This window comes from Streptomyces sp. A5-4 (genome assembly GCF_051131715.1).
Lineage (GTDB): Bacteria > Actinomycetota > Actinomycetes > Streptomycetales > Streptomycetaceae > Streptomyces.
Genome location: NZ_CP178591.1, coordinates 4,232,629 through 4,249,860, shown reverse-complemented (window position 1 = coordinate 4,249,860; position 17,232 = coordinate 4,232,629). Strand labels below are relative to the sequence as shown.

The window sequence follows — 17,232 nt, the reverse complement described above, 5'->3', positions numbered from 1 at the left end:
GGCCGTCACCTCCGCGTGCTCGGGAAGCATTTCGAGCTATGTCCCGACGACAATCGAATGCTCCACGTAGCCTCGCAAACATGGAGCCACCAGCACCCGGCACACCGCCAGAAACCGGCGACGACGAGACCCGCAGGCGGCTGGACGCGTACGCCTACCTGAGCGCGCCAGAGCGGCTGGAGCACATCGCGATCATGAGGGTCTTCTGCGGAACGCTCCTGGCAGACCTGGCTGTTCAGGACGTCTTGGCGAAGCTGCGCGAGTCCGGCGGACCAGGGATGAAGCTCGACGCAGACACTCTCACAGCCCGGCTTGAGCAACTGGAACGGTGGGGCAACCTACTGCGCGGCAGCCACACGGTCAAGGCGTCCAGCATCACCGAGTACCAGCGTTCCCGCGCCCGCTACCAGCTGTCGAGGCTGGGTGAACGTATTCAGCGGGACGCCGATGGAGTGCTTGCCGAGGCCGATGCAGCCCGTGAGGTGAGCAACGAACTCCTGGCCCTGGTCGAGCGCGGCCTCCGGGAGCTCGCCGAGCTGGCATCCGAGCCGGGTGGTATAGCCCCGCAGGACGGGCTGGAGCGGATCAGCACGCTGTTCGTTCAGTTCGCCGAGTTCGCGGACTCGGTACGGGACTTCTACGCCTACCTCGGCCAGGTACTCGCCCGGTACGACCTGGACAGCTCCGAGTACCAGGGCTTCAAGGAACTGCTCCTGGACTACGTCGAGGCCATCACGGAGGACGTGGCCTTTCGCGCGCCCAGGATCTCGGCGGCACTGGACACGCTGTGGCCGCACCTTCCGGCCCTGCTGGATCGGCTGGATGCGCATGCGCAGGGTCTCTCCGGACTCTCCCCGCAGAGCGAAGGCCGCTCGGAGATCCGGGTGCAGCGAAGCCGGGGGCGCGAGCTTGCGGACTGGGAGGGGCTGCGCGGCTGGTTCAGCGACACCGACGGGCAGGGCAGCCAGGTCGATCAACTACGGGACGCCACCCTTCGGGCCCTCCAATCACTGCTGGCCAACGCCAAGCGGATGCTGCGCTCGGCCACCGGGGAGATGTCGCGCCGCCGGGACCTGCTGCGGTTGGCCCGGTGGTTCGACGAGGCCGCGCCGCAGGACGCGCACGACGTCGCCGTCGCCGCCTTCGGGCTGTACGGTGCCCGCCACCTGGGCATACCGCCCGCCACCGACGAGGTGGTGCCCGCCTACACCAGCTGGTGGACCGGGCCAGTAGTCGAGGTCCCGGTCGCGCTGCGCGAGAGGGGCAGCCGCGCGCAGCGGGGCCGGACGGCGACGGTGGAGGACCACTCCGCGCAGAAGCACCGGCTCCGGGAGGCCGCGCGTGAGCGGGCGGCGGCCCGGAAAGCGGCGACGGACGAGCTGCGCAGCGCGTCCGGTCGTTTCAATGACGTACGGCTTACTTCGGCAGCGCTGAGCCTCCTCCTGGAGCTGCTGGCCACGGCGCTCGGGAACGCGCAGCTCAGGCGGCGCGAGGTGCCGGGCTTCGGCCTGGACGCAGCGTGGAGCGAGGACGCCGACCTGGGCATCCGGCTCACCGTGCACCGAACGGCGGGTGCCCGGACGCTCCTCCACTCCGCCGACGGGGACCTGCTCCTGGACGACCTGGAGCTGGTCATCGACCGGATCTCCGCCGCGACCGACAGCGAGGCGGAGGTGAGCGTGTCATGACCCTCCCCTCGGCGCACGACGTGGCCTTGGCAACCGAACGCCGCACGGCAGCGAGGCTCTTGCTCGCCCACCCTCTGGTCACGTCGGTCGGCCCCCATGCCGACCTCTTTCCGCTGGTCCGCCGGCACGCCGACTGGCTGGGCAAACGGTTCCAGCAGGTGCTCGGCTACCGCCTCCTCGTTGACAGCTCCTACGCCCGGTTGTTCAAGGCCGGGTTGGGAGAGCGGGCGGGGCATCGGCTCGTGCGGTCCACCGGCACTCCCTTCAGCCCGCACACGTACGCCTGTCTCGCGCTGGCTCTGTCGGTGCTGGTGACCGCGCCCGAGCAGATGCTGCTGTCGCAGCTGGTAGCCGATATCCGGGCCGCGGCAGCCGACGCGGACGTCGAACTGGAAGAGACGGGGCGGGCGGCCGGAAGACGGACCCTGGTCGCGGCTCTGCGCCAGCTGGTCGAGTGGGGCGTACTCATCGAGACGCACGGCCACGTGGGCGCCATCACCCAGGAAGCCGGCGGCGAGGCTTTGATCACGGTGGACCGGGAGCTGGCCCGCGTCGTCGTGGCCGGGCCGCTCGCCCAGTCCCGGGACGGGGCCGATCTGGTCCGGCGAGCGGCGGACCCCGGGTTCGGAGGACCTCGTACTTACGTGCGCCGGATGCTCGTCGAAACACCCGTCGTCATCTCGACGAGCTGACCGACGCCGAGCGCGACTGGCTTCGCACCCGGCAGCGCCGGGAGGCCCAGGCGTTCCTCGAACTCCTTGGCCTGGAGACGGAGATCCGCGCCGAGGGAGTGGCGCTGGTCGACCCCGAGGAAGAGCTGACCGATCTCCACCTCCCCGGCACGGGTACCGTCGCCCAGGCCGCGTTGCTGCTGGTGGAACGGCTGGTGGAACGGCTCCGTCCACCCGATCCCGGGCATCCGGCGACTGGCGGCGTACTCGTCGTCGGAGTGGCTGTTCCGGACCGCCTGGTGGATGAACTGCTGGCTGACCTGGTCTCCGAGTACGGAGGCCGCAGCAACTGGCAGCGCGGCTACCTGGAAGATCTCCCAGCTCTGCGGGAAGCCGTGCTGGACCTGCTGTCCCGCATGCGGCTGCTGGCCCCCTCCGGTCCGCTGCGCGCCGAGGGACACGGGCTGCCGGAGAGGTACGCCGAAGAGCTGCCGGAAGGCCGCCAAGTGACCGACGTCCGCGGAGCCCGGCCCGGCGGCGAAGGCTGGGTATTGCTCGCCGCGGCGGCCCGCTACGCCACCCGCGTCACCGTGCGTACGACCCGCGCGAACCGCGAAGTTACCGACTTGCAGCAGGAGTTGCCGCTATGACCACCGAAGCGCGTGGCCTCATCCCGCTGCCACGTTCTGGCCCGTCGACGTCGACAGCGGCTACCCGCTTCCGGCTGCATCGCGCGGGCATCCAGAACGTCTGGCAGTACGACGAGCAAGAGTTCGCCTTCGGTGACGGACGGCTGCTGCTTCGCGGCAAGAACGGCGCCGGCAAGTCCAAGGCCCTGGAGATGCTGCTCCCTTACCTGCTGGACGGCGACTCCAGGGCACTGGACGCGACCGGTACCGGGCGGACGACGCTGGCCTGGCTGATGCTGGATGGATTCGAGCAGACCAACCGCCTCGGCTACCTGTGGGTGGAGTTCCGCGGCACGGCCGAGGACGGTGACCACCGCTATCTCACGCTCGGCGCCGCCGTCCGCGCCTCGAAGTCGACGCAGAAGGCAGTACCGACCTTCTTCGTCACCCCACTACGGGTCGGTGAGGACCTGCCCCTGGTAGAAGCGGGCAAGCCGCTCCCCGTCGACCGGCTCAAGGAGATCGTCGGCTCCGACAATGCAACCGACCGAGCGGTGGGCCATCGTGCCCGCGTGGCGCGGGACCTCTTCGGTATCACCGACGCGACGCGCTACCGCAACCTCACCCAGCTCCTCCACCGGCTGCGACGTCCCACGGTCGGGGATCGCATCGAGCACGGGGGCCTGGCCGTCCTACTGAGCGAGACTCTGCCCGGCCTCGACGAGGACGTGGTCGAGAAGGTGGCGCGCAACCTCCACGACCTGGACGCCGTACGAGACGAACTCGGCCGCCTGGAACGCACCGACGCGGCGCTGCGCACCTTCCTCGCCGACTACCGCCGCTACCTCTCCGGGGTCCTGCGCACCGCGGCCCGGAACGTGAGCCGGGAACTGAACGCCCTATCCCAACGACGCCGTACGGCCGGGGACGCGGCGCAGCGAACGGGCGACCTGAAGAGGCGGGAGGAGGAGTCGGAGGGCGGGCTGGAAACTCTCCGCGAGGAGGAACAGACCGCCCGGACGGAGCTTGCCGCTCTGCACGCGAGTCACGCCTACCGCAGCCTGCGCGAACTGTCGGAACGCCGCAGCACCGTGGAGGCCCTGCACACCACGGCCCTGACCGCCTTCACTGCCCTGCACAGCGCGCACGAGGCGGAAGAGGGCGCCGCGGAACGACTGGCCGAGGGTGTCGAAGACCTGGGAAGCCGACTCACCGAGCTGGGGACCGAACACCGAGAGCTGCTGACCCAGGCGGAGAAGGCAGGGCTTCCCGCCGGACATCTCGGCGATGCGGTGGCTCTGCCGCGCATGGTCCGGTCCCAGGCGACGCAGAACGAGCTGACCAACCCGGACGGGGAACCGCAGACCGTATCCCATCGTGCGGTGGTTCGCGTGGACACGGCCACCACAGAGGTCGGGTTGCGGTTCTGGCAGGGGCAACTGGAGGATGCCGAAGCAGTCGTAAGGAACAGATCACGGATGGTTCAGGAGGTAACTCGTCTCTCCTCGCAGGCTGACGAGGCCCGGATCAGGGCAGCGCAGGCCGACTCCGAGCAGGAACGGCTGGAGGAGGAGACGGAGGACGCCGCCGGCCGTCTCGAAGAGAGCCTCCAGAAAGTCGCAGAGGAGAGTCGTGGGTATGGCGATGAGGTCGGCGCGTGGGTAGAGAGCACGCGGACCGCAGCGGGGCCCGGCTGCCCTCCCCTGGATGCCATCCTCGCTGAAGTAACCAGCGAGACATCCTCAGAAGCCCCGTTTTCGGAGCGCACGCTGCCGCCCGACATCGACACCCGCGCGCGGCAGACGGCACATGCCGCACTGGAGCCGTACGCGGATGAACTCACCCGGCACCGCGACGCGCAGGCGCTCGACGTCAGCCGGCTCGGCGAGGAGATCGACCGTCTGTCGGAGGAGAGGCAGGACTGGGAGCGGCGTACGGATCCCGAGCCCCCGGCCCCGTACCACCGCGCCACCGAAAGAAATGCGGCTGGTGGAGCGCCCTTCTACCGGCTGGTGGACTTCGCGGAGCACGTGACCTCCGCCGACCGCGCCGGCCTGGAGGCCGCACTGGAGGCAAGCGGCATCCTCGACGCCTGGGTCAGCGCGGACGGGGCCCTTCTCGACCCGCTCACCCGGGACACGCTTCTCCAGCCGGGCCCTGAACTGCTGGGAGCACAGACTCTCGCCTCGGCCCTGCGACCGGCCCCGCAGCCGGAGTGCGGCATCAGGGCCGAGCATGTGGAGCGCCTGCTGGCCACCATCGCGCTCGTACCGGCCTCGGAGACCGCCGCCGCCAGCGCCGTCCACTTCGACGGAAGCTGGCGGCTGGGCGCCTTGCGCGGCCAGCACCATAAGGGCGTCACCGAGTATGTGGGTGCAACCGTACGAGCCGAGACCCGGCGGCGCGCCCTCGCTGAGCTGTCGGACCGGCTCACGCAGACAGAACAGCGGCTGACGGACGTCCGTGCCGAACTCGCCGCGACCGATTCCATACGGAGGGCCCTCGCTCTCGCAGAGCGCGACTTTCCCCGAGCCCTGCAGCTCTCCGACGCCTGGGGCAGGACCACTTCGGACGAGAAGACGCTGCGAGACCTGACCGCCAAGGCGACCCGTGCGGCACAGCTGGCCGAGGCAGCCCGTGCTCTCGCCGTTTCGGCGCGCACCGAGGCGAACGCCACCGCGACTGCCCATGACCTCCCCACCGACGCCACCGCCCTGGACCGCGTACGCACTGCACTGGCGGCCCTGCTCAGCGGCATCGGTCACTTGCGCAGAGCGGTCAACGGCACGGTCGGACGGCTCGGTGGCAGCCGGGCGGACGACGGGCGGTACGAGCGTTCCCGAGAGGGACGCGTGGAGGCGGAAGGAAGCTACCGGCTTCGCCTCGACCAACTGCGCACCGCGCAACAGGATCTGCGAACCCGCGAGGCGGCTGTCGGATCGTCCGAGGAAGAGATCCTCACCCGCGAACAGGACGCCAAGCAACGCATCGCGAACGCCGCCGGCGCCATCCCGGCAGCAGAGCGCACCCACAGCGAACTCCGCGATCTGCGCGTGCGTGCGGAAGAGGAGGAGAAGCGCCTGCGCGAGGAGCTGGCGGACCAGGAGACGACGGTCATCGACACCGGACGCGCCCTCCGCGAGGCCCTCGACCGTCCGGAGGTGGTCAACGGGGCGGGTCTGGACCGGTCCTCTCTGCCCGACCACGTTTCCGACAACCCCGGCTCGGACGTCCGCGACCGTCTGCGGGCGCTGCGCTCACTGGCCGACACCGTGGAACAGGCCCTCGGCCGTTCGAGGGGAGAGGTGTCGGACAGCGCCCTGCTCAACCGCCACACGGAGCTGCGCGACCAGCTGGCGGGCGGATACGACGCGCAGCTTGAGGAGCGCGACGGCATCAAGGTGTGCCGCCTGCTCGACGACCACGGGTCCCACGATGTCGCGGTCGTGGGCGAGCGCATCGCCGTGCAGTCAGCGGAGGCGCGAGGGCGGCTCACCGAGCGCGAGAGCGAGGTGTTCCAGCGGTTCCTGACCGGCGAGCTCGGCGATCATCTCTCGACGCAAGTCATCACCGCGGCCAATCTGGTCGCAGCTCTCAACGACACCCTGAAGACCGTACGGACCTCACACGGTCTCGGTGTGGAACTCCTGTGGAAGCTCGACGAGGACGTGGACGCGGACGTGCGGGCGGCCGTTGAGCTGCTGCGCAGCCCGTCGAGCCTCCGGACGCGCGAGCAGGCCGAGCAGCTGCGCGAGGTGCTGCAGCGCCGTATTGAGGACGCCCGCCGTGCCGACCCTTCGGCCGGCTACACGGCCCATCTCCGCACGGCGCTGGACTACCGCGCATGGTTCCGTTTCCACACCTTCGTGGTCGATGACGCGGCCCCAGGGCGCAAGCGGAGGCTGACCGGCCGCACCGGACTGAGCCAGGGAGAACAGCGCGTGCTCTCGTACCTCGTGCTCTTCGCAGCCGCTGCCGCACATTTCACCAGCCTTGCTGATTCGGCCCCGCACGCACCGCGGTTGATCCTCCTGGACGACGCCTTCGCGAAGGTCGACGAACCCACCCACGGGCGACTGGGCCGCATCCTCGTCGACCTCGATCTCGACTTCGTCCTCACGAGCGAGCGGCTGATGGGCAACTGGGCCGAGGTCCCGTCCCTGCACATCTACGAGTGCCTACGCGACCCCCATGTGCGCGGGGTGGCCACGTTGCACTACACCTGGAACGGTCGGCACCGGCGTCTGGTATCCGTATGAGCGGGCTGCCCTCCGCAACGCACGACTGGCTGACGGGACCCGGGCTCACCCGGCTCTGGGAGGGGGTACGTAAACGCCTGGAGAGCAACGGCGTACAGGCCACGGGGTCGCTCCGGTTGACCGCGATGAACGCCCAGGAGCGCAACGACCTGTCTCTCCTGCTGGGGAAACCCCTCACAGGTACCACCGTGACCATACGGCTCGACATGCTCGACGCACGGCTACGCGCCTCGGCCGCCGGACTCGGTCTCAGGAAGACCCTGGAGGAACTCGGCCCGCCACTCACCGACCGCCGTGCCGCCCGCGCAGACGTGGCGGCACGGCGGGAGCAGGTGTGGTCGTCCTTCGCTTCGTCGCTGGACACCTCCCCGCTCGCTGATCAGGAATGGCCCCGGCAGTGGTACGACCTGTTGCGCCGTGCCGGCGTTCCGAGAGGAGTGACGCCCGAAACGGCGATATGGACACTCCAGCAGGCGGTCCAAGTCCTCACCGCTCTCCTCGGCCCCGAGCGGGGCGGCGCACTCGGCCGAGGAGAACTCGCCGCCATGGCGACCGGCTCCGCGCACGGCCTGGACGACGGCACCTGGCTTGCACGCCTCGTCCAACGCGGCCTCGCCCTCGCCCATGGCGCCGAGATGCCCGACGACGCGGCCGGTCGCCGCGCCCTGTGGCGACTGGTATCCGTCACGCCGGACGAGGTCTCCAGCACGGTGCTGACGTACGGGCTGCGGCCCGACGGCGAGGGCTGGCGGGAGCGTGCCCTGCGGGTGTGGACGATCACGTAATTCGGCTCTGTCGCTGATCTTGTGACGGGGTGGTCAGGGTGTGAGGAGCACCCGCTTGCGGAGGAAGTCGAGGTTGGCTCGTCCGTATCCTTGCCTTTTGAGGAATTTCACTCGTGTGACCTGGCCTTCGACCTGGCCTGAGCTCCAGGGGGTGGACAGGCCGGCGGTGACGGCGTCCTGGTCCCGGCGCAGGCCGTTGACCAGGGAGTGCAGGGCGGGCAGGTTGTCGGCGAGGACGCGTTCCATCCAGGCTGGCAGCTGGTCGCCGCGCAAGTCGCTCATCATGGCGGCGAAGTCGCGGACATGGTCGGTGACGGCGTCGAGTTCGGGGCAGTCGGCCCGGATCTCTTTGAGGTCGGCGGCGTCCACGGCTGCCAGGTTTCCGGGGGCGGTCATGATCCAGCGGACGATGCGGCGGGGCCGCGGAGCTGGACGGGGCACTGGCGGCGCGGTGGTGGAGGTCTTGAACGGGCGGAGGTAGCGGCGGACGGTCTGGATGCTTCCGGTGAACCCCCGGGCGACGATTTCCTGGTGGAGCTGGGCACTGTCGCGACAGCCCTCGTTCCATCGCTGGTGGAGGTAGGGCGTGTGCTCGTCCAGGAGGGTGGACCGGTTTGTCGCCTTGACCAGCAGTTCGTCGATGCTGGTGGCCCGGGCGAAGCGGCGCACGGTTTTGCGGCTCAGCCGCAGTGTCCGGCAGATCCCCTCCAGCGTGCTGCCGCCGTCCAGGAGTTCCCGCACTGCGGTGTAGCGTTCCCTGGTCCGGGTCACCAGACGGCGTTCGCGTCCGCAGACATCGAGCATCGCGTCAACCGGGGGCGGCGTCTGCCAGATGTCGTCGCTGGGCGGCGGCTTGGCCGGTACGGTGTTCTCGAACGCGGCCCGGGCGCAGGCGTGGTGGGCGGATACGGTCTTCTCCACCGCCTCGCCGAGGTTGTGCCACAAATGCCAGGCGTCTGCGACCTGGACCGCCTGCGGGGCGCCGCTGCGGGTGCCCTCGGCATACGCTCCGGCCCTGTCCCGGCACACGATCTCTATTTCCGGGTGGTTGCTCAGCCATGCGGCCAGTGGCTCGGCCTCACGGCCGGGCAGCACGTCGACCGGGCGCCGGGTCTCCAGGTCCACCAAGATCGTGGCGTACGTCGCACCCCTGCGGAGCGCGAAATCGTCGACACCGAGCACACGGATCTCTCCGACAGGCTCTTCCGGCACCGCACGGACCAGACGTAACAGAGTGTCCTTGGCGACGTCCAAGCCCAATACCCCGGCCAGGCGGGCCCCCGCGCGGCCGGCCAGCGCGAGAGCGATCGAGGTCAACTGGCCGCGCAGCAGCGGCGTATAGCGGGCATGCGGGCTGGTCAGCCCCGCGATCTGCTCAGCGAACGTCACCGCCCGGCACCCGGGGTTCAGGCACTTGAACCGCCGCACCAGCAACTCGATCACCACCCCGGCGCCGCTGGCCGCCGCGTCCGCGAGCCGCCGTACGTACCGTCCGTGCACCCGGCCCGACGCGCTACCGCAGTGCGGACACACCCCGCCCGACGACCGAGCACGCGCATGCATCGAGACCACACCGGACAACGACCGCTCGACCACCTCGACCACAACACCGGCCAGATGAGGGAACAACACCCCGAAACTCCGTGAAGTACACCTGGCTCATGATCACAGCCGCCACTGACACCACCCGCCCCGTCACAAGATCAGCGACAGAGCCGAATTTCGGGCTCTGTCGCTGATCTTGTGACGGGGTGGTCAGGGTGTGAGGAGCACCCGCTTGCGGAGGAAGTCGAGGTTGGCTCGTCCGTATCCTTGCCTTTTGAGGAATTTCACTCGTGTGACCTGGCCTTCGACCTGGCCTGAGCTCCAGGGGGTGGACAGGCCGGCGGTGACGGCGTCCTGGTCCCGGCGCAGGCCGTTGACCAGGGAGTGCAGGGCGGGCAGGTTGTCGGCGAGGACGCGTTCCATCCAGGCTGGCAGCTGGTCGCCGCGCAAGTCGCTCATCATGGCGGCGAAGTCGCGGACATGGTCGGTGACGGCGTCGAGTTCGGGGCAGTCGGCCCGGATCTCTTTGAGGTCGGCGGCGTCCACGGCTGCCAGGTTTCCGGGGGCGGTCATGATCCAGCGGACGATGCGGCGGGGCCGCGGAGCTGGACGGGGCACTGGCGGCGCGGTGGTGGAGGTCTTGAACGGGCGGAGGTAGCGGCGGACGGTCTGGATGCTTCCGGTGAACCCCCGGGCGACGATTTCCTGGTGGAGCTGGGCACTGTCGCGACAGCCCTCGTTCCATCGCTGGTGGAGGTAGGGCGTGTGCTCGTCCAGGAGGGTGGACCGGTTTGTCGCCTTGACCAGCAGTTCGTCGATGCTGGTGGCCCGGGCGAAGCGGCGCACGGTTTTGCGGCTCAGCCGCAGTGTCCGGCAGATCCCCTCCAGCGTGCTGCCGCCGTCCAGGAGTTCCCGCACTGCGGTGTAGCGTTCCCTGGTCCGGGTCACCAGACGGCGTTCGCGTCCGCAGACATCGAGCATCGCGTCAACCGGGGGCGGCGTCTGCCAGATGTCGTCGCTGGGCGGCGGCTTGGCCGGTACGGTGTTCTCGAACGCGGCCCGGGCGCAGGCGTGGTGGGCGGATACGGTCTTCTCCACCGCCTCGCCGAGGTTGTGCCACAAATGCCAGGCGTCTGCGACCTGGACCGCCTGCGGGGCGCCGCTGCGGGTGCCCTCGGCATACGCTCCGGCCCTGTCCCGGCACACGATCTCTATTTCCGGGTGGTTGCTCAGCCATGCGGCCAGTGGCTCGGCCTCACGGCCGGGCAGCACGTCGACCGGGCGCCGGGTCTCCAGGTCCACCAAGATCGTGGCGTACGTCGCACCCCTGCGGAGCGCGAAATCGTCGACACCGAGCACACGGATCTCTCCGACAGGCTCTTCCGGCACCGCACGGACCAGACGTAACAGAGTGTCCTTGGCGACGTCCAAGCCCAATACCCCGGCCAGGCGGGCCCCCGCGCGGCCGGCCAGCGCGAGAGCGATCGAGGTCAACTGGCCGCGCAGCAGCGGCGTATAGCGGGCATGCGGGCTGGTCAGCCCCGCGATCTGCTCAGCGAACGTCACCGCCCGGCACCCGGGGTTCAGGCACTTGAACCGCCGCACCAGCAACTCGATCACCACCCCGGCGCCGCTGGCCGCCGCGTCCGCGAGCCGCCGTACGTACCGTCCGTGCACCCGGCCCGACGCGCTACCGCAGTGCGGACACACCCCGCCCGACGACCGAGCACGCGCATGCATCGAGACCACACCGGACAACGACCGCTCGACCACCTCGACCACAACACCGGCCAGATGAGGGAACAACACCCCGAAACTCCGTGAAGTACACCTGGCTCATGATCACAGCCGCCACTGACACCACCCGCCCCGTCACAAGATCAGCGACAGAGCCGAATTTCGTGATCGCTCACAGCGGGAGCGGGCCGACCATTACGCCGAAGTTCACGTCACACCACGCGACCTGCATGACCTTCGGCTGCGACTGCCCGCCGAAACACTCATCCACATCTGTGAGAATCCGCGCGTGGTGGAAGCCGCGGCGGACGCGGCCTGCGTCCAGCCCCTGGTATGCACGTCCGGCAGCGCCGCCACCGTGGTCTTCACGCTTCTCAATGCCCTCGCCGCCACCGGTTGCCGCTTCGCGTACCACGGCGACTTCGACTGGCCGGGGATCGCTCTGGCCAATCGGGTCATCCGCCGCTACGAAGCCCAGCCGTGGCGCATGGGCACTGCGGATTACGAGCACCTGGCCGCTCGCAGCCAGGCTGAGGGCATCCCTCAACTGGCGCTCGACGGCGAGCCCGTCAACGCGGACTGGGACCCGGATCTCGCCCCTGCCATGGCCGCCCTCGGCGTCGCGCTCCACGAGGAGGCGACCCTCGAACTCCTGGTGGACGACCTGTCACGCCAGACGTAGAGCGACATCGGCGTCATGCCGAACTCGCGTAGGTTGTCAGTCCTTTTCGGCATGATTGACACCCACACCTGATACATCGCCGCGCCCGGGTGGCTCCGACCAGAGGATCACGTCACGGGTACGGTGTCGACGATTGGAGTCCGATGGCCGCGGCGGAATCACGCTCGTCTCTTCCTTTCGATTTCCTGCGTACGGTCATCGCGCAGGTGTCCGGCGATTCCTCGCCTACGCGCATGGCTGTCGAGGCGATACGCACGGCACCCCCGGGCACGGATCGGGACAGCCTCGCCATGTCCCTGCTTGCGGGACCGCTCGCAAAGTCGGCGCCCGAGTGGCTGTTGGCCATGGCGGTGGAGAGCGATCTCAATCGCGAACCGCGCCCGCACATGACGACCGATCGCATCGACTTGACCCGCGTCGCCCTGTCGCACCAAGCCTGCCCGGACGCATACAGGGCGCACGTCCTGCAGAAGTGCACTGAGGCGCGACTCGGTGCACTCGGCCGGAAAGAGGGTGGCGTAGCGCTCATCCAAGCCGTCGTCGCTGAGCTCCATCGCCGCTCGAAAACGCGCCTGACCATCACCCCCGAGCTGCTGACGGATTCGACGCCTGCCCAGGTCGTTCTTGGTGAACACGACCTGCATGAGGCCGTGTTCGTTGCGGCCCTCGGCTGCCTCCCGCTCGGACCGGACAAGCATGACGGCGAAGAAGACGTCGATGCGTGGATGGAGCGCCACCGCGCCGCATCCGACGCATGGGAGAGCATGTGGGACGGCGTCCTCCGGTCCCAGACCGAGCATCACCGCCGCCTGCTGGCCTGGTCCGCGAGGCACCCTGCCGCCGATCGCGTGGTGCGTGAGCACTTGCTCGGCTCCTTGCCGTGGCACGTAGAACCAGCCTTGTTGGAGGAAGTCGCGGCACACAATCTGGAGTCCTTCGAGCGTGCGGTCCTCGTCACCCGGATTTCCCGATCCTGCCGGGACGGACTGACGCCCGCGCAGGCACGGGAGCGCTACACCGACGAGCTGGCGGCCGCGTCCCAGGAGGAGCGGGACTACGTGGAACGATTTTTCGACGAGGAGATGCAGTCCGAGTACATCCAGACCGTTCTCTGCCGCTCCGCCGTCGACTGGGTGGAGCGGGCAGGAAGCCAAACCTGGCGGTTCCTCCTCAACCCCGGCGAAGCCCAGCGTTACGGCCAGCCCCGAGAATGGCTGGCGTCCCAGGAACTCGTCGCCGCCCTCGGCACTCGGTTCGCAACCATCTGCCTTTCCGCTCTGAACCTCTGGGAACCGGAACCCGCTTCGCGCTATCGGGCCGTGCGCGACCTCGGCTGGTTGCACGCACTACTCGTACATCTCCCCAAAGTCCCGGAGGAGGCGCAGCAGAAGGCCCGTCTCGTAGTTGAGGACACCAGGCGGTCCCTGTCTACCCAGTCCGGTGCACACGGCTACCCCTCCAGCCATTCCGCGTGGGAGAAGAACCAACGGGCCAAGGAACTGATTGCCAACATCATGCCGCTCGTCACGGATCCCGTCCCTGGCTTGCCGGGCCGACGCACGGCCTCCCTCGGCGACCCGCAAAGCATCCGGTTCAAACAGCTTGCCGACGCCGACGAGGCCGTTCTCGTCGCCTACCTGGACCGGCACACGGGAAACGACGCGCTCGTTGAGGAGGCCCTGCTCTCCTTCGCCGCCCGCTCCTACCGAAAGACCCTCACCTTCGACGACGTGCTGGCCCGCCACTCCGCCCCACAGCAGATACTGCTCGATCTCACGCTGCACCCCCTCCCTGCCACCCTTGGGTGAGACATCCCGTTATGCCGGGTTAGTCTGAGAGGGTGCGAACAGGAGTACCACCCCCATGACCAGTACGAACCCCGCTGCCGACCCGGCCCCGAAGCCGAAGCGCCGTACCTTCTCGCCCGAGTACAAGGTGCGGATGGTCACCGAATACGACGCCGCCGAGGCACCTGGTGAGCGCGGTGCGATCCTGCGCCGCGAGCGGCTGTACCACTCGCACATCCAGGAGTGGCGCCAGGCCCGGGACGCCGGCGCCCTGGAGAAGCTCGTCGACCGGCGGACCAGCCCGGCCCGGCCCAAGAAGTCCGCGGACGCGGTCGAGAACGACCGGCTACGCCGCAAGATCGCCCGACTGGAGAAGGAGGTGGAAAAGCGCGACGCCGCGCTGGAAGTGCTGGGAAAAGCACACAAGCTCTTGGAAATGATCTCCGAGAGCGCGGACTGAAACACGCCGTCGAACCCCAGCTCGCCCAGGCCGTCGACGCGCTGAAAGGCTACGTCGGCATCGTGGCGGCCTGCCGGCTGACCGGACGCTCGCGCGCCACCCACCACCGGTTCCTGCACCCGGCCGAGCCGAAGCCGAAACAGCCCCGCCCCACTCCGGTATCTGCCCTGAGCGCCGAAGAACGCGATCGTGTCCTGCGGCTGATGAACAGCGCCCCCTACGCCGAACTGGCCCCGGCCCAGATCTGGGCGCGTGAACTGGACGCCGGCCGCTACCACTGCTCGGTCCGCACCATGTACCGAATCCTTCAGCAGTTCGGGCAGAGCGGCGAACGCCGCCGCCAGGCCGCCCACCCGGCCAAGACCGTCCCCGAACTCGTCGCAACCGCACCCTCGCAGGTCTTGACCTGGGACATCACCAAGCTGGCCGGGCCCGGGAAGGGCGTCTGGTATCACGCCTACGTGATCATTGACATCTTCAGCCGGTACATCGTCGGCCACACCGTCGAGATAGCCGAATCGGCCGACCGGGCCGAGGAGTTGATCCGCGAGACCATCGAACGCGGCGGCATCGTGCCCGAGACCGTCCACGCGGACCGCGGCACCTCGATGACCTCCAAGAAGGTCTCCCAACTACTGATCGACCTCGGCGTCACCCGCAGTCACTCGCGCCCCAAAGTCAGCAACGACAACCCCTACATCGAGTCGTACTTCCGCACCACGAAGTACACCTCCGACTATCCCGAACGGTTCGACTCCCTCACCCACGCCCGCGACTGGTTCGACGCCTTCATCGCGTACTGCCGAGTAGCCGAGGGGGATCTCACCCCTCGGCTCTCACAGAGTGAAGTAGGCCGCCGACGAGGTGCCCGTGGCTCGGGTCCTTTTCCGACGGCCCCTTCCCGAACCGGACAGGCGGCTTTCACCGCATCCGGCTCTCCAGCGGTCATTTCCGGGTGGTGGCTGTGGCCCGTCCCGCGTGGATGGCCTGGTGGCAGCGGTCGCAGACCACGAGGGTCTTGCGCTTGCGCATGGCCATCAGGTGTGCCCACGGCGGCCGTTCCGGCCGTCCTGGCTTGTTGAGATCGGCGAGTTTGCGGACGTGGTGGACCTGTAGTCCGGTACGTCCCTCGCACATCTCGCACTGCCCGGCGAGGAGCCGGTGGATCAGCTCGTTGCGTCGGGCAGTGGCCATGACGGGTCGGAGGTCGGCAATGACGGCGGTGCGCTGTCGCTTGAGCGGGGTCCCGCCGAAGCGGGCGATCAACGGCTTCCTGCTCTTGTCCCGCTGCACTGTGACCTGGAAGCAGGTTCGCCGGCCGTCAGGGGTGTCGATGGTCGCCTTGTATCTGCGGGCCATCTTCGCGACGGTCGACTTGTGCTTCCCTGCCAGGGTCTTGAGCATCGAGGTCTCCATGACCCAGCGCAGCGGTGCCAGGCGGAAAACGTCCTGGGCAAGCAGGTAGTACTGGACGAACCCGCGATACTCGGACCCGTACTTGGCGACGATGGTGAAGTCTTCGTCGTGCAGTAGTGGACCGCGCAGGGCGGGTTTTCCCTTGCTCATGTAGCGGGCGCACCTGTTCCGGATAACGTCCCTGGGCACGAACAGGCCGATCGCGCCGTTGACCGCCCGACGGTTCCGGGTGATCTTCGTGTCGGCGTGTTGGGCTCTGATCTCGTAGCCGAGGAAGTGCGCCGCCTGGCTGGTGGCGTGGGTGATCAAGGTCTTGGGCTCGGACAGCTCCAGCTTGAGTTCATCGTGCAGGAACGCCCTGATCCTGGCCTTGATCTCCTCGGCTTCGCGCCTGGGACCCGCGAACCCGAGCAGGAAATCGTCGCAGTACCTTACGTATCGCAGCCGCCGGTATCCAGGATCGTTCGGGTCCTGACTCGGCAGGGTGCGGCGTTCACGCCGCAGCGCGCGCACCGCCTCCCGGTCGCCATGCCGCCTGGCCCTCACGATCCGGTTGGTGACGTTCTGATACGCGGGGTGCTTGCCCCGACGCCTGCCCCGGTCGTAGTCCGGTATCAACTGCTGTTCAACGAACCGGTCGAACCGGTCCAGGTAGATATTCGACATGACGGGTGAGGCGATCCCGCCCTGCGGACAGCCGCTGAGCGTGTCGTGCCACCGCCAGTCCTCCAAGTACCCGGCCTTGAGCATCCGGTCGATCAGCTGTAGGAACCGGCCGTCGTGGATCTTCTCCGCCAGCGTCGAGAGCAGGATCTGGTGATCAAAGCTCCCGAAGCAGTCGGCGATGTCGCCCTCGATGAACCAGTGCGTTCCCTTCCATACCTCCACCACCTCGCTCAGCGCGGTGTGGCAGCCCCGCTGGGGGCGGAAACCGTGGGAGTGGTCGCTGAACGTCGGCTCGTAGTACGCCTCAAGCAACAGACGCACCACCTCGGCGACCAGCTTGTCACTCCAGGGTGGCATGCCTAACGGCCGCTTCCCGGTCTTCTTCGGGATGTAGACCCTCCTGGCCGGGGACCACCGGTAGGACTCCGCACGCAGAGCACCGATGATCCGATCGATCTTGGCCAGGGACATGCCGTCCACGGTCTCGCTGGTGACCCCTGGCGTCATCGCACCCTTGTTGGCGTAGATGCGCCCGTAGGCCAGCAGGAACAACTCCTTATTGAACAGCTGCCGGTACAGCCTTTCCAACGGCAGTCCTCGCCTGCCGCGCTCCCGGATGATGCCCAGCACGGTTTCAGCGTTCTGCATTTCGCATCCCTCCCCGCCCGGACAACTTGATCACCTGTGCCCCTTCGCCCTGCGGTCCGGCTTTCCCGGCCTCCTTGGCAGGTCGTTACCCCTGCGACTACTACGGGCACTCCGTCGCCGTAGGGCTCGCGCCCCGTAGGCGATCCCGCGGTACGTCTTCGTTGTACGTATCGAGCACGACGTAGGCCGCCCACTCATCCCCTTGACCGCCCTCGCTGGGCGGCGATCCACGCCGTGGAGGTTGTCCAGGCCCACGGTT

Annotated in this window: 9 protein-coding genes and 2 pseudogenes; 8 read left to right on the top strand and 3 right to left on the bottom strand. The window is 68.5% G+C overall.

From position 1 onward, the window contains the following. Positions 1–80 precede the first annotated feature (80 nt). From ACLLJJ_RS19485 to ACLLJJ_RS19470, 4 genes and pseudogenes are all read left to right on the top strand, one after another. Entirely contained in the window at positions 81–1,688 is a 1,608-nt protein-coding gene (locus ACLLJJ_RS19485) for a TIGR02677 family protein (RefSeq protein ID WP_434593103.1), read from the top strand. Further along, a pseudogene (locus ACLLJJ_RS19480) lies at positions 1,685–3,009 on the top strand (TIGR02678 family protein). Before ACLLJJ_RS19485 ends, ACLLJJ_RS19480 begins: the two are co-directional and overlap by 4 nt. Further along, entirely contained in the window at positions 3,006–7,247 is a 4,242-nt protein-coding gene (locus ACLLJJ_RS19475; RefSeq protein WP_434593101.1) for a TIGR02680 family protein, read from the top strand. The pseudogene ACLLJJ_RS19480 and the gene ACLLJJ_RS19475 overlap by 4 nt, the downstream one beginning before the upstream one ends. Further along, positions 7,244–8,032, top strand: a complete 789-nt coding sequence (locus ACLLJJ_RS19470) for a TIGR02679 domain-containing protein (protein ID WP_434593098.1) — start codon at positions 7,244–7,246, stop codon at positions 8,030–8,032. Before ACLLJJ_RS19475 ends, ACLLJJ_RS19470 begins: the two co-directional genes overlap by 4 nt. A gap of 33 nt (positions 8,033–8,065) precedes the next feature. Here the strand turns inward: ACLLJJ_RS19470 and ACLLJJ_RS19465 are convergent, their stop codons facing one another. Beyond that, positions 8,066–9,664 carry an ISL3 family transposase gene (locus ACLLJJ_RS19465; protein WP_434588078.1) on the bottom strand — a complete coding sequence of 533 codons (1,599 nt, stop codon included), beginning with the start codon at positions 9,662–9,664 and terminating at the stop codon, positions 8,066–8,068. 123 nt (positions 9,665–9,787) lie between these two features. Then, a complete protein-coding gene (locus ACLLJJ_RS19460; protein WP_434588078.1) occupies positions 9,788–11,386 on the bottom strand; it encodes an ISL3 family transposase in 1,599 nt (532 codons plus the stop codon). A 70-nt stretch (positions 11,387–11,456) separates the two neighbouring features. Between ACLLJJ_RS19460 and ACLLJJ_RS19455 the strand changes: the two genes are divergently transcribed. The 4 genes and pseudogenes from ACLLJJ_RS19455 to ACLLJJ_RS19440 all read left to right on the top strand — a co-directional run. Next, positions 11,457–11,996: a DUF2399 domain-containing protein gene (locus tag ACLLJJ_RS19455; protein ID WP_434600462.1), complete on the top strand. Its 540-nt coding sequence runs from the start codon at positions 11,457–11,459 to the stop codon at positions 11,994–11,996. A 143-nt stretch (positions 11,997–12,139) separates the two neighbouring features. After that, positions 12,140–13,804: a hypothetical protein gene (locus ACLLJJ_RS19450; RefSeq protein ID WP_434593095.1), complete on the top strand. Its 1,665-nt coding sequence runs from the start codon at positions 12,140–12,142 to the stop codon at positions 13,802–13,804. A 55-nt stretch (positions 13,805–13,859) separates the two neighbouring features. Then, positions 13,860–14,243, top strand: a complete 384-nt coding sequence (locus ACLLJJ_RS19445) for a hypothetical protein (protein ID WP_434593092.1) — start codon at positions 13,860–13,862, stop codon at positions 14,241–14,243. A gap of 203 nt (positions 14,244–14,446) precedes the next feature. Continuing rightward, positions 14,447–14,905 (top strand): annotated as a pseudogene (locus ACLLJJ_RS19440) (transposase); the annotation flags it as partial. A 283-nt stretch (positions 14,906–15,188) separates the two neighbouring features. On the opposite strand, the gene ACLLJJ_RS19435 reads toward ACLLJJ_RS19440, so the two are convergent. Further along, positions 15,189–16,973, bottom strand: coding sequence for a reverse transcriptase domain-containing protein (locus ACLLJJ_RS19435; protein WP_434593089.1), 1,785 nt, complete (start codon positions 16,971–16,973; stop codon positions 15,189–15,191). Between the last annotated feature and the right edge of the window lie 259 nt (positions 16,974–17,232).

Coding starts and splice junctions, on each gene's coding strand:
- ACLLJJ_RS19485 (WP_434593103.1), top strand. CDS start 81: ATGGAGCCACCAGCACCCGGCACACCGCCAGAAACCGGCGACGACGAG.
- ACLLJJ_RS19475 (WP_434593101.1), top strand. CDS start 3,006: ATGACCACCGAAGCGCGTGGCCTCATCCCGCTGCCACGTTCTGGCCCG.
- ACLLJJ_RS19470 (WP_434593098.1), top strand. CDS start 7,244: ATGAGCGGGCTGCCCTCCGCAACGCACGACTGGCTGACGGGACCCGGG.
- ACLLJJ_RS19450 (WP_434593095.1), top strand. CDS start 12,140: ATGGCCGCGGCGGAATCACGCTCGTCTCTTCCTTTCGATTTCCTGCGT.
- ACLLJJ_RS19445 (WP_434593092.1), top strand. CDS start 13,860: ATGACCAGTACGAACCCCGCTGCCGACCCGGCCCCGAAGCCGAAGCGC.
- ACLLJJ_RS19435 (WP_434593089.1), bottom strand. CDS start 16,973: ATGCAGAACGCTGAAACCGTGCTGGGCATCATCCGGGAGCGCGGCAGG.